Annotated in this window: 14 protein-coding genes and 2 tRNA genes; 6 read left to right on the forward strand and 10 right to left on the reverse strand. The window is 69.6% G+C overall.

Annotated features, from left to right (window positions below; all coding sequences use genetic code 11):
• Positions 1 to 143: 143 nt before the first annotated feature.
• From RG19_RS09465 to RG19_RS09490, 6 genes are all read left to right on the forward strand, one after another.
• Entirely contained in the window at positions 144 to 953 is an 810-nt protein-coding gene (locus RG19_RS09465) for a L,D-transpeptidase family protein (protein ID WP_058835061.1), read from the forward strand.
• Positions 954 to 1,159: 206 nt separating this feature from the next.
• Complete coding sequence (gene arsC, locus RG19_RS09470) at positions 1,160 to 1,516, forward strand: arsenate reductase (glutaredoxin) (protein ID WP_058835062.1); 357 nt, start codon at positions 1,160 to 1,162, stop codon at positions 1,514 to 1,516.
• 95 nt (positions 1,517 to 1,611) lie between these two features.
• A complete protein-coding gene (locus tag RG19_RS09475; protein ID WP_058835063.1) occupies positions 1,612 to 1,863 on the forward strand; it encodes a helix-turn-helix domain-containing protein in 252 nt (83 codons plus the stop codon).
• Positions 1,860 to 3,548, forward strand: coding sequence for a SulP family inorganic anion transporter (locus RG19_RS09480; protein ID WP_058835064.1), 1,689 nt, complete (start codon positions 1,860 to 1,862; stop codon positions 3,546 to 3,548). The genes RG19_RS09475 and RG19_RS09480 overlap by 4 nt, the downstream gene beginning before the upstream one ends.
• A gap of 12 nt (positions 3,549 to 3,560) precedes the next feature.
• Positions 3,561 to 4,373 (forward strand): bifunctional hydroxymethylpyrimidine kinase/phosphomethylpyrimidine kinase, encoded by an 813-nt coding sequence (gene thiD, locus RG19_RS09485; protein WP_058835065.1) that lies wholly within the window; start codon positions 3,561 to 3,563, stop codon positions 4,371 to 4,373.
• Positions 4,370 to 5,233 carry an alpha/beta hydrolase family protein gene (locus RG19_RS09490; RefSeq protein WP_058835066.1) on the forward strand — a complete coding sequence of 288 codons (864 nt, stop codon included), beginning with the start codon at positions 4,370 to 4,372 and terminating at the stop codon, positions 5,231 to 5,233. The genes thiD and RG19_RS09490 overlap by 4 nt, the downstream gene beginning before the upstream one ends.
• A 204-nt stretch (positions 5,234 to 5,437) precedes the next feature.
• Here the strand turns inward: RG19_RS09490 and RG19_RS09495 are convergent, their stop codons facing one another.
• The 10 genes from RG19_RS09495 to RG19_RS09540 all read right to left on the reverse strand — a co-directional run bounded on the left by RG19_RS09495 (position 5,438) and on the right by RG19_RS09540 (position 14,895).
• A complete protein-coding gene (locus tag RG19_RS09495; RefSeq protein WP_058835067.1) occupies positions 5,438 to 6,259 on the reverse strand; it encodes an EcsC family protein in 822 nt (273 codons plus the stop codon).
• Positions 6,260 to 6,444: 185 nt separating this feature from the next.
• A tRNA-Arg gene (locus RG19_RS09500) sits at positions 6,445 to 6,521 on the reverse strand.
• A 192-nt stretch (positions 6,522 to 6,713) separates the two neighbouring features.
• Positions 6,714 to 6,806 (reverse strand) — tRNA-Ser (locus RG19_RS09505).
• Positions 6,807 to 6,879: 73 nt separating this feature from the next.
• Positions 6,880 to 7,074, reverse strand: coding sequence for a carbon storage regulator CsrA (gene csrA / locus RG19_RS09510; RefSeq protein ID WP_058835068.1), 195 nt, complete (start codon positions 7,072 to 7,074; stop codon positions 6,880 to 6,882).
• 132 nt (positions 7,075 to 7,206) lie between these two features.
• On the reverse strand, positions 7,207 to 9,849 hold the full coding sequence (alaS, locus tag RG19_RS09515) for an alanine--tRNA ligase (RefSeq protein ID WP_058835069.1): 2,643 nt from the start codon (positions 9,847 to 9,849) through the stop codon (positions 7,207 to 7,209).
• Positions 9,850 to 10,094: 245 nt separating this feature from the next.
• Positions 10,095 to 10,652, reverse strand: coding sequence for a regulatory protein RecX (locus tag RG19_RS09520; protein ID WP_058835070.1), 558 nt, complete (start codon positions 10,650 to 10,652; stop codon positions 10,095 to 10,097).
• A 102-nt stretch (positions 10,653 to 10,754) separates the two neighbouring features.
• Positions 10,755 to 11,789 (reverse strand): recombinase RecA, encoded by a 1,035-nt coding sequence (gene recA, locus RG19_RS09525; protein WP_058835071.1) that lies wholly within the window; start codon positions 11,787 to 11,789, stop codon positions 10,755 to 10,757.
• 207 nt (positions 11,790 to 11,996) lie between these two features.
• Complete coding sequence (gene lexA / locus RG19_RS09530; protein ID WP_058835072.1) at positions 11,997 to 12,659, reverse strand: transcriptional repressor LexA; 663 nt, start codon at positions 12,657 to 12,659, stop codon at positions 11,997 to 11,999.
• 33 nt (positions 12,660 to 12,692) lie between these two features.
• On the reverse strand, positions 12,693 to 14,375 hold the full coding sequence (gene ubiB, locus RG19_RS09535) for a 2-polyprenylphenol 6-hydroxylase (RefSeq protein ID WP_058835073.1): 1,683 nt from the start codon (positions 14,373 to 14,375) through the stop codon (positions 12,693 to 12,695).
• A 25-nt stretch (positions 14,376 to 14,400) separates the two neighbouring features.
• Positions 14,401 to 14,895: a CinA family protein gene (locus tag RG19_RS09540; RefSeq protein WP_058835074.1), complete on the reverse strand. Its 495-nt coding sequence runs from the start codon at positions 14,893 to 14,895 to the stop codon at positions 14,401 to 14,403.
• Positions 14,896 to 14,984 lie beyond the last annotated feature (89 nt).

Genomic DNA, 14,984 nt, shown 5'->3' on the forward strand with positions numbered 1-14,984 from the left:
CCCCCGGGCGTGTTCCGACTTCCCACCTTCCCAACGCACGAGAGCCGCCGCCACGAGGGGTCGCCATGCCGGCGAGCCGGACCCGCTCGACCGCGACGTGCCGGGATGCGACAGTGGCGGCTGCACCGATCCGGACGCTCCCCATGCCGTACCGCCCCACGCTGTCGATCCCGCGCCCGTCGGTCTTGCTCCCGACAGCCCTGCTGTCGATCGTCGGCGCTCTGTCGCTGGCAGCCTGCGGCGGCCGGAGTGTCGAACCGCCCGCCGCTCCCCTCGCCAACGCCTACCAGCTGATCCTGGTGACCACCCCGGACTGGGACGCGCCTGCCGGCACGCTGCGCAGCTACGAGCGGCTCGCCGACGGCGGCTGGCGCGAAGTGGACGACGCCGCCGACGTCACCGTGGGCCGCAGCGGCACCGCATGGGGACGCGGCCTGCATCCGCAGCAACCGGGCGATGCCAAACGCGAAGGCGACGGGCGCGCACCTGCGGGTGCGTTCCCGATCGGCATCGCATTCGGCTACCCGGACCAGGTCCGCACCGCGCTCGACTATCACGCGATGCAGGCGTCGGATTACTGCGTCGACGTGTCGGGCTCGCCGCTGTACAACCGGATCGTCGACACGCGCGACGTGGGCGAAGACGCCGTGGTCGGCTCTACCGAACCGATGCGCCGCGACATCCACCGCGACGGCGACGAGCGCTATCGGCTCGGGTTCGTGATCGAGCACAACGCCGACGGCACACCCGATGCCGGCAGTTGCATCTTCGCCCACCTGTGGCAGGCCTCCGACGTGCCCACCGCGGGATGCACCGCGATGGCGCCTTCGCGCATGCAGGCGCTGCTGGGCTGGCTGGATCCGCAGCTCAAGCCGGTTTTCGTCCTGTTGCCGCAGGCCGAGTACTCGCGGCTGCGCGACGCCTGGGACCTGCCGCGCGTTCCCGGCGCGTAACGCGCGTTCGGCAGCACACGCCTCATCCGCGCCGGTCCGCATGGCCGCGCAGCGTGGCGGCGCGACACGGCGGCGAGCGGGCCGCCCGCATCGCCCCCCAGGCGGCGCCCGCGTGCCGGCCGGGACGCACCCGCGACTGCAGGTGCACCGGGCGCAAAACGCGTCATGATCGCCCGCTTCCAGACCCGCACTCGCCGAGGACCTCCATGAGCGACCCCGTGCTGTACCACAACCCGCGCTGTTCGAAATCGCGTGGCGCACTCGAGCTGCTGCAGCAGCACGGCGTCGCACCGACCGTCGTGCGCTATCTCGACACCCCACCCGATGTCGCCACACTGCGTCGTCTGGTCGATGCGCTCGGCATCGCGCCACGGGAGCTGCTGCGACGCGGGGAGACCGCGTACCGCGAACTCGGCCTCGCCGACCCGTCCCTGGACGACGATGCCCTCCTCGCCGCGATGGCCGAACACCCCAGCCTGATCGAGCGCCCGATCCTGGTCCGGGGCCCGCGGGCGGTGATCGGCAGGCCGCCGGAGCGCGTCCTGGAACTGCTCGACGAATGATGCATAGAACATCAAGAATAATATGTAGAAATTGCATATGACGATCTGAGGCGTATCATCTCGATCATCGGCGCCAACCCACCGGAGGCCAGTCCATGATCAGTTCCGCCCAGATGCGCGCGGCCCGCGCGCTGCTTGGCATCGACCAGCGCACGTTGGCCCGCATGGCCGGCATCTCACTGCCGACGATCCAGCGCATGGAGGCCAGCGACGGCACCGTGCGCGGCGTGGTCGGCACGCTCACCCGTGTGGTCGAAGCGCTGGAAGCCGCAGGCATCGAATTGATCGGCAACGATCAGCCCAGCCAGGCGCGCGGACGCGGTGTCCGCTTGAAAGAGCGCGCGTGAGCGCGCCGCGCACCGACTTCGCGGCGCTCACCCCAAAACTCTGGACGACCCTGCGCGGCGGCTACCACCTGGCGGATCTTCGCGCCGACGCGTTGGCCGGACTCACTGTCGCCATCGTCGCCCTGCCGCTCGCAATGGCCCTGGCGATCGCCAGCGGCACCACGCCCGACAAGGGTCTGCACACAGCCATCGTCGCCGGCTTCTTGATTTCAGCACTCGGCGGCTCGCGGGTACAGATCGGCGGTCCGACCGCCGCCTTCATCCCGGTCGTGTTCGTGGTGATCGAGCGCTTCGGTTACGGCGGTCTGATCCTGTGCACGCTGCTGGCCGGACTGATGCTGATCGCCGCAGGATTGCTTCGGCTCGGCGCGCTGATGCGCTACATGCCGCAGCCGGTGATCACCGGCTTCACGGCGGGCATCGCCGTGACCATCTTTTCCAGCCAGGTGAAGGATGCACTGGGCCTGCGGATGGATCACATGCCGGCGGAGTTCGTGAGCCGCTGGACCGCCTACGGCCAGCACATCGCCACCACCCAGCCGGCGGCCGTGGTCCTGACCGTGCTCGGGCTCGCGGTCATCGTCGGGCTGCGTCGCTGGCGACCGAAGTGGCCCGGCTTCCTGCTCGCACTGCTGGCGTGCACGTTCGCCGCCATGATCTTCGCACTACCGGCGGAGACGATCGGTAGCCGCTTCGGCACCCTGCCCTCGTCGCTACCGACATTCGCGGTCCCGCATATCCCGCTCGATCGCACGTTCCAACTCCTGCCCAGCGCGTTCACCATCGCATTCCTGGCCGGCGTGGAGTCCTTGCTGTCGGCCGTCGTCGCCGACGGCATGATCGGCGGACGCCATCGCTCCAACGGCGAACTGGTCGCCCAGGGCGTCGCCAACGTCGGGGCCGCCCTGTTCGGCGGCCTGCCCGCGACCGGTGCACTCGCCCGTACCGCGACCAATGTCCGCGCCGGCGCGCGGTCGCCGGTGTCGGGAATCCTGCACGCCGGGTTCCTGCTGGCATTCATGCTCCTGCTCGCACCGCTGATGCGTCATGTCCCTCTCGCGGCGCTGGCGGCGGTACTGCTCGTGGTGGCCTGGAACATGAGCGAGGTCGATCACTTCCGGCACACGATGTTGGCGCCCTGGGGCGACCGCATCGTCCTGCTGCTGACGTTCGGGCTCACCGTCTTCCTCGATCTCACCGTTGCCATCCAGTTCGGGGTCGTCGCCGCGGCCTTCGTCTTCATGCACCGGATGGCGCAATCGGGGGGGTTCGACCCGGACCGATCGCGGGAGCAGGATGAGGCCTGGCGACAACGCGCGCTGCTGCCGCCCGGCGTCGAGACCTTGCGCATCAGCGGCCCGCTGTTCTTCGGCGCCAGCAACCGCCTCGACACCCTGCTCGACCCGTTCCTCGCGCCGCCGAAGGTGTTCATCCTGCACATGCGCCGCGTGCCGATGATCGACGCGAGCGGCGAGCACGCGCTGGAAAACCTCGCCGCACGTTGCCAGCGTCAGGGCATCGCCCTGATCGTGTCCGGGCTGCAGCCGCAGCCGCGACGCGTGCTGGACGACATGGCCTTCGCCGCACATGCCCGAGACGTGCATTTCACCGCCAACGATGCGGCCGCCATGACGCTCGCACACACGCTCGCCACCGGCGACGCGCGGAGCCAGCGCGATCCGTAGCACAATGCGCGCATGCGAACGCCCGCCATCGTCTCCGCCCTGACCGTCGCCGGCTCCGATTCCGGCGGCGGCGCCGGCATCCAGGCCGATCTCAAGACCTTCGCCGCGCATGGGGTGCACGGCCTGTCCGCCATCGCCGCACTGACCGCGCAGCACACCCGCGCGGTGACCGCGGTGCACGCGCCGCCGCCCGGCTTCCTGCGCGCGCAGATCGACGCCTGCTTCGAGGATTTCGCCATCGGCGCGCTCAAGCTCGGCATGCTGGCGAATGCCGAACTCATCCGCGCCGTGGCCGACGCGATCGATACGCACGCACCTGCGCACGTCGTGGTCGATCCGGTGATGGTCGCCACCTCCGGTGCGCGCCTGCTCGAAACCGACGCGCTGCAGGCACTGCGCGAGCGTTTGTTGCCGCGCGCCACCGTGCTGACGCCGAATCTGCCCGAGGCCGAACTGCTGCTCGGCCACCGGATCGCCTCGCGCAGCGCCATGGAAGGCGCCGCACGAGCCTTGCTCGCGCTCGGGCCGCAAGCGGTGCTGCTCAAGGGCGGGCATCTCGACGACGACGGCGACGACGTGGTCGATCTGTACATCGGCCCCGGTGGCGAACGCGTCCTTCGCCACCCGCGCCTGCCCGAAGCCGCGCACGGCACCGGCTGCACGCTGGCCTCCGCGGTGGCCGCGCGCCTGAGCCAGGGCGCGCCCCTGCCCGACGCCGCAGCCGATGCGACCGACTATGTGCACCGCGCGCTGCTGGGCGGATACCGTCCGGGACGCGGCGACGTGCGCGTGCTCGACCATTTCGGCGCCATGGCACGCCCATGAGCGTGAGCGCGGGCGACGATGCCGACACCGTCGCCGTCGAGGCCGCGGATGGGCATCGCTTCGAATTGATCGTCCGTCACGCCGTCCAGCCACGCGCGGCGCTGCTGTGGCTGCCGGCGCTCGGCGTCGCCGCGCGGCATTACCTGCCGTTCGCCGACGCCCTGGCCGCGCACGGCATCACCGTGTGCCTGCACGAATGGCGCGGCCACGGCAGCAGCAACCTGCGCGCCGGACATGCCTGCGACTGGAATTACCGGAGCCTGCTCCAACATGATCTGCCTGCGGCGGACGACGCGCTGCGTCGCGCCGTCGGCGGCCTGCCGACGGTGTTCGGCGGACACAGCCTGGGCGGCCAGCTGGCGAGCTGCCACGCGGGCTTGTCGGACGCACCAGGGCCCGTCGGGCTCTGGTTGGTCGCCAGCGGCGCACCCTGGTGGCGCGGCTTCCCGGCGCCGCTGCGCTATACGATGCCGGCGTTCTACAGATTCATGCCCTGGCTGGCCAACCGCCGCGGCGCGCTGCCGGGCCGCACGATCGGCTTCGGCGGCAACGAGGCGCGCGGGGTGATCCGCGACTGGGCCGCATGCGGCCTGAGCGGCCGTTACGCCGCGCACGGCTGGAACATCGACCTCGAAGCCCGCCTGCGCAGCGTACGGGCGCCGGTGATGGCGGTGGTGCTGTCCGAGGACCGGCTGGGGCCGGCCTCGTCCCTGCGCGTCCTGCTGGACAAGCTCGGCAGCGGTGCGGACGCCCGCATCGCCACCGTCGACAGCACGGCATTGGGTGCGCGGGCCGACCACTTCGCATGGATGCGTTCGCCCGGTCGCATCGCCGATATCCTGGGCACGGCGCCCGGCTGAGTCGGATGCCGCCGTGGAGCGGTCGCGATGTCCGCACGATGCATCGCGTGCCGTCGACTGGGCCGAGCGCACGGCTCGCTCCGGCATCCGCCATGTCGCCGCTGTGCACTTGCGCCAAGATCCGCCGCCCCGCGACGATCTGCCCGAGCCACGCCCGCGCCTCCAGCGCACGAGGCGCCTCTCGCTCTCGGTTGCCCCAGACGCTCAGCGACCGGCCGGGGCCCCTGCCGCCTCGTAAGCGTTGCGGATGACCTCGCGGCCGTGCAGGCGCTCCAGGCGACGCACCACGAAGTGACCGCGCGCGGTGCGCTGGAAGTGCCGCATGAACAATGTGTTGAGCGTGGCTCCGCTCGCGGCCCCGATCACCGGCACACTCTGCGCGGCCATCTTGTGTCCGATCTTGACCGAGAACTTGGACGCCACCGAACTCATCACCTGGACCAGCGCGGGCGCGCCGCTGCTCATCAGACCGTGCGCGGCCACGTACTCCGCCGCCACGGTGATCTGCTGCGCCAGCACCGCACGCGCGGCGAAGTAGCCGGACTCGGCCCCGTCGTCGCGGGCGCTCTTGCCGCCCATGGTCAGGACCTCGTAACACGCCAGCAGGGCCTCGGGATCGTCCAGTCGCTCGCCTTCGCTGCGGGCGACCTCGGCCACGGAGCGCAGGATCAGGGTCGTGGTGACCGGCAGTTCCGCGATCAGGCCGGCCATACCGAATGCGCCGCCGGCCGCGCCGGTGCAGGCCACGGCCGCGGTGTGCAGGCGCGTCCGTGGCGCACGCGCGACGGAGGGCGCCTGACCGAGCGTGCGCGTCGCCAGACGCAGCGACTGCCGCAGCGCCAGCTGCACGCCGCCGTGTACCAGCCGGGTGGCCGCGCGCGGCAGGCGATAGGCGAGCAGGTATTCGACCGGCGCACCGACCAGATTGGCCAGCTGCGCGGCGACGCCCGGACTTTCGAGCAGGGCGCGCGCCTCGCGCAGTTCGGCGAGGTCGCGCGGCGAGAGCGTGGGCACGAGAGCGTTCATCGCGCCACCTTAGCGCGCACGGCGTCGGCCTGTGTGAGCAGCGGCCAAGCGAGCATTGCGCTGCGATCACGACCATCCGGATGTCACCGCACTCTCCGAAAGCGCTGGATACGTGCGCGACGCCATGCATGCATCCAGAAACAAACAGGGCCGGCATTGCTGCCGGCCCTGTTCGTCGTATCGAGTGGCGCGCCCGGAAGGATTCGAACCTCCGACCCCCAAGTTCGTAGCCTGGTGCTCTATCCAACTGAGCTACGGGCGCGTCGAGGCGCGGAATTATGAGGCCCGATGTTCGTCGCGTCAACGCATTTCTGCATGTTCGCGACGATGTATTCGAACCTCGTTCCACGCACCCGGAAAACCGCTCCTGGGAGGGCTTTCCGGAACAGCGCATCACGCTGGCGATGCGCTGTCTGGAACGTTTTCCTCCGGCAGATATCTGCTTGGGAGGAATTGGCGGAGAGTGAGGGATTCGAACCCTCGATGGAGTTTTTAGCCCCATACTCCCTTAGCAGGGGAGCCCCTTCAGCCACTCGGGCAACTCTCCGTCGAGTCCGGCCCGCGCGGTCCGCGCGATCCGGGCAGCGAAGGATACCGGTTCAGCCTCGAAGCGGCAAACCTCAGCTTTCGTCGTCGCCGCCCTCGGCACCTTCGCCGCGGCGGATACGCTGGTAAATCTCTTCGCGATGGACGGCGACATCCTTGGGTGCGGTGATGCCCACGCGCACCTGGTTGCCCTTCACGCCCAGGACGGTCACGGTGACGGAATCGCCGATCATCAGGGTTTCGCCGACGCGCCTGGTCAGAATCAACATGAGTACTTCTCCATGAACTGGCGGCGTGACCGCCAGCCGCGATCCGGGCAATCCCGCCCGGCCTCGCGCTTGTGGGTTAACGACAAACGACCATGATACCGGCCGCTCGCTGAAGGGAGACTAGGTCAGAAGTCACGATCCGGCAGGCGGGATCCGGGTGGCGACCCAGTTCTTGACGTCATCGAGCGCCGCCACCAGCGCCGGCCCATCGCTGCCGCCGCCTTGAGCCATGTCCGGGCGCCCACCGCCCTTGCCGCCGATCTGACCGGCCACGTGGGCCAGGAGTTCCCCCGCCTTGACCCGGCCACTGGCCGCGCCGGCCACGCCCGCGACCAGGGCGGCCTTGCCCTCGCCCGCACCTGCCAGGACGACCACCGCATCGCCGAGCTGCTGCTTGAGCCTGTCCACGGCCTCGCGCAGCGCCTTGGCGTCGAAGCCCTCCAGTCGTGCGGCCAGCACCTTGATGCCCGCGACATCGACCGCGCCCCCCGCCAGGTCGGCGGTCGCGCCACTGGCCGCCTTGGCCTTGAGCGCGTCGAGCTCGCGCTCGAGCTTCTTCTGCCGGTCGAGCAAAACCCGCAATTTGTCCACGACCTCGCCTGGCGTGCCGCCGAGCAGTCCCGCAGCCTGCTGCAATTGCCGCTGCTCGGCCGCGATGAGGTCCAGAGCGGCCTGCCCGGTCAACGCCTCGACACGGCGCACGCCCGCCGACACGCCTCCTTCGGACACCAGCTTGAACAGCCCGATCTCACCGGTGCGGCCGACATGCGTGCCGCCACACAGCTCGACCGAATCGCCCATGGTCACCACGCGCACACGCTCGCCGTACTTCTCGCCGAACAACGCGATCGCACCGGCATCGATGGCTTCGTCCATGCCCATCTCGCGGATGCCGACGGGATGATCGCGCCGGACCTCGGCGTTGACCCGGCGCTCGATCTCGATGAGCTGCTGCGGGTCGACCGGCTCGAAATGCGAGAAGTCGAAACGCAGGCGGTCGGGCGCGACCAGCGAGCCCTTCTGAGCGACATGCGTGCCCAGCAGGTCGCGCAGCGCACCGTGCAACAGATGGGTCGCACTGTGGTTGAGCACCGTCGCGCCGCGGCGCGCGCCGTCCACCTGACCGGACAGGCGGTCGCCGACCGCCAGTGTGCCGTCGGCAAGCCGTCCGATGTGACCGTGGAACTGGCCGGCGAACTTGCGTGTGTCGTCGACGTCGAAGCGGACGCGGTCCGCCGTCAGGGCGCCGGTATCGCCGACCTGGCCGCCCGACTCGGCGTAGAACGGCGTACGGTCGAGGATGACCACGGCGTCGTCGCCGGCCTCGATCCGGTCGACCGGACGGCCGTCGCGCAACAGCGCCACGACCCCGAGCTCGCCCGCCTCCACCGTGTCGTAACCGACGAACGCGGTCGCCGGCATCTGCGCGATCAGTTCGGCCGGCAGACTGGTCGTCGCGGCGAACTTGCCCGCCGCACGCGCAGTCTCGCGCTGTCGGGCCATCGCCGCATCGAATCCTGCGGTGTCCACCTGCAGGCCGCGTTCGCGGGCGATGTCGGCGGTGAGGTCGAGCGGAAAACCGTAGGTGTCGTAGAGCCGGAACGCGTCCTCGCCGGGGATCGTCGCACCGCTGCGTGCGGCCACGTCGTCGAAGATGCGCATGCCGGCGTCGAGGGTCTCGGCGAAGCGCTCCTCTTCGGCGCGCAGGCTGCGTTCGACCAGGTCGCGCTTGGCGCGCAGTTCCGGGTAGGCCTCGCCCATCAGCGCATCGACGGTGCCCACCATGCGATGGAAGAACGGCTCGCGGACCCCGAGCATCCAGCCATGGCGCAGGGCGCGACGGATGATCCGGCGCAACACATAGCCGCGTCCCTCGTTGGACGGGAGTACGCCGTCGACGATCAGGAATGCGCAGGCGCGGATGTGATCCGCGATCACCCGCAACGACTTGTTCTCGAGATCGGCGGTACCGGTGAGCTCGCCGGCCTCACCGATCAGGGCCTGGAAGAGGTCGATCTCGTAGTTGCTGTGGACGTGCTGCAGGATCGCAGCCAGGCGCTCCAGGCCCATGCCGGTGTCCACGCAGGGCGCGGGCAAGGGCTGCAGGCTGCCGTCGGCCTGGCGGTCGAACTGCATGAACACCAGATTCCAGATTTCGATGAAACGGTCGCCGTCCTCGTCCGGCGAGCCGGGCGGCCCGCCGGGCACGTGCGCGCCGTGGTCGTAGAAGATCTCGCTGCACGGGCCGCAGGGGCCGGTGTCGGCCATCTGCCAGAAGTTGTCCGACGCATAGGGCGCACCCTTGTTGTCGCCGATGCGGATGATCCGCTCTTCGGGCAGGCCGATCATGTCGCGCCACAGCGCGTAGGCTTCGTCGTCGGTGTGGTAGACCGTCGCCAGCAGACGCTCGGGCGGCAGCTTCCAGACTTCGGTCAGCAGTTCCCATGCCCAGGCGATGGCTTCCTTCTTGAAATAGTCGCCGAACGACCAGTTGCCCAGCATCTCGAAGAAGGTGTGGTGGCGTGCGGTATAGCCGACCGCGTCGAGGTCGTTGTGCTTGCCGCCGGCACGCAAGCAGCGCTGCACGTCGACCGCACGCACGTAACTGCGCTTCTCCGCGCCGAGAAACACGTCCTTGAACTGGACCATGCCGGAGTTGGTGAACAACAGGGTCGGATCGTTCCCCGGCACCAGCGGCGCCGACGGAACGATGGTGTGGCCCTTGTTCCGGAAGAAGTCCAGGAACTCGGCACGGATATCTGCGGTGGTTTTCATGCGTGGCGGAGGCTGCGTGAACGGCGCCGTTCCGACGTCGTCCACCCGAGGCGGCCACGACGAGCGAGGGGCGCCCGAAAGGAAGCGACAAGGGTATCAGGGGTGGCCCGGAGCGTGCAGACCCGCACCTGTGCCGGGCTGGAGGCGCTCCGAAGTTCTCGCTCTGAGCGGCGCACCGCCTTTCGCATGGCGCCGGAAGCGCGACACCTCCTGCTTCGCGGCCCCGAGCCCTTCTACCGGCGGCCTCAATCCTCGCCGTCGAAGCCGCTAGCCCGCCTGGCCACATCCACGCTGAAGCCGCGCCGCAACAGGAACTCCGCAGCCTTGCGCTGACGCCGCCAGGCCGCGTCGTCGGCTTCGTCGTCGGGTGCGCGGAAACGGCGCGCGACCAGATCCCGCGCGCAGGCGACCCAATCGTCCTCGCCATCGTCCGCCAGTGCCGCGAACGCCGCCTCGACCGCCGCGGCATCCAAGCCATGGGTTTCCAGCTCCACCCGGATCCGCAGCGGACCATAGCCCCCGATCGCCCGGGACCTCGCCAACGATGCGGCGAACCGGTGATCGTCCTGCCAGCCGGCCTCGGTCATCCGCGCGACGGCGCTCCGGGCCGCGTCCGGCTCCACACCGCGTGCGGTGAGCTTGCGTTCGAGCTCCCGCCGCGAATGCTCGCGACGGACCAGAAGACCCAGAGCGCGCTGCTCCGGGCTTGGCTCGGGGCGGCGGCGTCGCGGGCGCTCACGACTCGCCGCCGCATCGGCTTCGCCAGGGCGGTCGTCGTCCGTACCGCCCCCGGGCGGATTCACCGCTTCGACCTCGTGCGCCTGGCCGCAGGCGCCGCGCCCGCCTCAGCCGCCGCCTCCGGCGGCGGGACCGCTCCGGCCTTGTTCACCGTGGCAACCGGGGCGTCAATCGTCCTCCGCGTCGTCGCCTTCGCCGCGCTGCATCTCGGCCGGGACGAACTGGGCACGCAACGCGGTTTCCAGGCGACTGGCGATCTGCGGGTTGTCCTTCAGGTACTGGCGGGCATTTTCCTTGCCCTGGCCGATGCGCTCGCCATCGTGGCTGTACCAGGCACCCGCCTTGTCGACCAGCTTGGCGTCCACACCCATCTCGATCAGCTCGCCCTCGCGGCTGATGCCCTCGCCGTACAGGATCTCGGTGATGACCTGCTTGAACGGCGGCGCCATCTTGTTCTTGACCACCTTGATGCGGGTCTGGTTGCCGATGATCTCGTCGCCCTTCTTGATCGCGCCGATGCGGCGGATGTCGAGACGCACCGAGGCGTAGAACTTGAGCGCGTTGCCGCCGGTGGTGACCTCGGGGCTCTGGCCCGGCATCATCACGCCGATCTTCATGCGCAGCTGGTTGATGAAGATCACCAGACAGTTGGAACGCTTGATGTTGCCGGTGAGCTTGCGCAGTGCCTGACTCATCAGGCGCGCCTGCAGCCCGGGCAACTGGTCGCCCATTTCGCCCTCGATTTCCGCCTTGGGCGTGAGCGCGGCGACCGAGTCGACCACCACCATGTCGACGGCGTTGGAACGCACCAGCATGTCGGCGATCTCCAGCGCCTGCTCGCCGGTATCCGGCTGGCTGAGCAGCAGATCCTCGACGTTGACGCCGAGCTTGGCCGCATACACCGGGTCGAGCGCGTGCTCGGCATCGATGAACGCCGCGGTGCCGCCGGCCTTCTGGCACTGTGCGATCGCCTGCAGGGTCAGGGTGGTCTTGCCGGAGGACTCGGGCCCGTAGATCTCGACCACGCGACCCTTCGGCAGGCCGCCGATGCCGAGCGCGATGTCGAGCATCAGCGAGCCGGTGCCGATGACCTCGGTGACTTCCACCGCGCGGTCGCCCATGCGCATGACCGAGCCTTTGCCGAACTGTTTCTCGATCTGGCTCAGGGCGGCCGACAGCGCGCGCTTCTTGTTCTCGTCCATCAGGGAAGTCTCCGGGTGCGTTTGAAGTGTTGGGATCAGGTTAGGCGGCGGGGGTCGCACGGGCTGCGACCGTCCCGCACGACATCAGTGTGGAGCGGGCGACGGCATGGATCGATCCGCCGCCCGGCCTCGCCGGGGTCGGAAAACCACGCGGACAATCGAGGGAAACAGGCCGTTCCGGACCAGGCCATACAGGCATCCGGCGACTCATCGGTTCGGCCGGACCAGGCCGCAGTAGAGCCCCTCGATGGCGAAGTCCTGGCCCGGCAGCACGTCGATCGGCGCGAAGTCGGGATTGCGCGGCATCAACCGGATGCGCTCCTTGCCGATGCGCAACAGCTTGACGGTGATCTCGTCGTCCACCCGGGCGACCACGATCTGGCCCGAGCGGGCCTCCGCGGTGCGGTGCACGCCGATCAGGTCGCCGTCGAAGATGCCCTCGTCGCGCATCGAATCGCCTTTCACCCGCAACAGGTAATCCGGCGAGGGCGAGAACAGCACCCTGTCGAGCACGAGATAGTCTTCCGCACCGGTCAGATGCTCAGGCGCGCCCGCACCGATTGGCAGGCCAGCGGCCACCTGCCCCAGGACCGGCAGCCGCAGCGCGTCGTCATTGGCCGACGCCGCCAGCGCGAGTGCTTCCTGCCGGGGCCCCGGTGGCGGCACCAGCAACCGGATGCCGCGCGCGCGCCCCGGCACACGCTCGATGGCGCCGGCGTTCTCCAGCGCCTCCAGATGGTATTGCGCGGCACGCACGCTGCTGAAGCCCAGCGCGCGCGCGATCTCCGTCTGCGACGGGGGAACGCCCTCGGCCTCGACACGCTCGGCGATCAGGGTCAGGACAGCCTGCTGGGTGGGGGTGATCTCCATGGTTAGTAGTAATACTACTAACGCCTCGCCTCGTCAACGGCGACCGCTGCGCCAGATCGAGAGCACGATCCACACCCCGGTCAACGCGGCGCCGACGAATCCGAGAACGCCCATCGCCATCAGCCACGAATTGGACACGCCACCGCCGACGCTGTTCATCACGATCGACGAACCGATGATCAGCGCTGCCGTGATCACGCCGATGGTCAGCCGGTTGGCGGCGCTGTTGAGCTGGTCGCCGAAGGCCTTGAGCGAAGTGACCTCGATCTGTGCGCGCAGCCGGCCGTGGCGCGCGGCCTGCAGCAGACGGCGCAAGTCCCGCGGGAGCGCGCCGAGCAGGTCGATCACCCCCGACGCCGTACGCCGGCCGCGACGTGCCAGCACCTTGGGCGAGTACCGTTGCAGCATCGCCCGCTCGACGAACGGCCGCGCCTCGCTGGCCATGTCGAAATCCGGATCCAACTGCCGGCCCAGGCCCTCCAGGGTCAGGAAGGCCTTGATCATCAACGCCAGATCCGGCGGCAGGGTGAGCGCATGCCGACGCAGCAGCGCGGCGACGTCGGCGAGCATCGCGCCCATGCGCAGCTCCTTGAGCGGCACGCCGCGGTACTGGTCGATCAACGAGCCGATCTCGACCTGCAGGCGGCCCTCCTCCACGTCGGCCTCGCCTTCGGTCCACTCCAGCAGGATGTCGGTGACCGCTTCGGCATCCTGATCGATCAGCCCATGCAGCAGTTGCGCGATCTGCAGGCGACGTTGCTCGGAGACCCGTCCGACCATGCCGAAATCGATGAGGCCGATGCCACCGTCGCGCAGGTAGAAGATGTTGCCCGGGTGCGGATCGGCGTGGAACAGGCCGTCCTCGAGCACCATCTTGAGGACGATCGCCGCGCCCTTGCGGGCCAGCGCATGACGGTCGAGACCCGCGGCATCCACCGCGACCAGGTCGCAGCCCGGAATACCGTCCATCAACCCCTGCACGTTGAGTCGCTCCGAGGTCCAGCGCCAGTGGACCTCGGGTACGACGACATCGTCGCGACCGGCGAAGTTGGCGGCGATGCGCTGCGCATTGCGGCATTCGGCGGCGAAATCCAGCTCGGCCCGGAGCGACGCGGCGAACTGCTGGACGATGCCCGTCGGCCGGTAGCGCCGCAGGTCGGGCGCGTTCGCCTCGACGATCTCGGCCAGCCGCGCCAGCAGGCGCAGGTCCGCCTCCACCGTCTCGCGGATCCCCGGCCGCCGCACCTTCAGCACCACCGCCGTGCCGTCTTCCAGCCAGGCCCGGTGGGTCTGCGCCAGCGACGCCGCCGCCAGCGGCCGGGTTTCCAGGCGATGAAACACGGTCTCCGGCTCGGCGCCGAGGTCTTCGGCCAGCTGGCCGCGGATCGCCTCGAACGGTAGTGCGGGCACCGCGTTCTGCAGCAGGCCCAGTTCCCGGATCCAGTCCGGCGGCAGCAGATCCACCCGCGTCGCCAGCACCTGGCCGAGTTTGACGAAGGTCGGCCCCAGGTCCTCGAACGCATGACGCAGCCGCTCGGGCGGCGCCATCCGCACCTTCTCCTCGGCACGGTGCCAGTGCAGCAGGCGCCCGGCCCGCTCCAGCGCGCCGGCCAGACCGATGCGCTGGACCAGATCGCCGAAGCCGTAGCGGATCAGGACCGAGGCGATCTCCTGCAGGCGCCCGAGATCGCGGACCGTGCCGAGGGTCTCCCACATCAGCCCGCCCTCCCCGTCGCCGGACTCACAGGACCTCCAGGCCGCGCAGCGCGGCGGCGACGGTCTGTCGCCGCACCGCATCGCGATCGCCCTCGAAATGGAACAGTTCGGCACGCGGGTAGCCGCCGCGTCGTTTCCAGGCGATCCACACCGTGCCGACAGGCTTGTCGTCGGTCCCACCGCCGGGCCCGGCAATGCCGGTCACCGCAACCGCCACGCTGGCCCCGGAGCGCACCAGCGCGCCGGCGACCATCTCGATCGCGGTATCGCGGCTGACGGCGCCTTCCGCCTCCAGGGTCTGCGGACGCACGCCCAGCAGTGCCTGCTTGGCTTCGTAGCTGTAGACCGCCAGCCCGCAGTCGAACCAGGCCGACGAGCCCGCGACATCGGTCATGACCTTGGCGATCCAGCCGCCGGTGCAGCTCTCGGCCGTCACCAGCATGTCGCGCGCGGCCAGCAGATGCCGGCCGGTGGCGGTGGCGAGCGCTTCGAGCGCGGTGTCGTCGGGCGTGGAGGACATGCGGACAGGATCGGCGGGGACGAGGCCCTATTTTGTAGCCGATCCGGATGGACAAGTCTGTGTGCGTGCGGATCGTGCATGCGGGGAGC

This window comes from Luteimonas abyssi, assembly GCF_001482195.1.
GTDB lineage: Bacteria > Pseudomonadota > Gammaproteobacteria > Xanthomonadales > Xanthomonadaceae > Luteimonas > Luteimonas abyssi.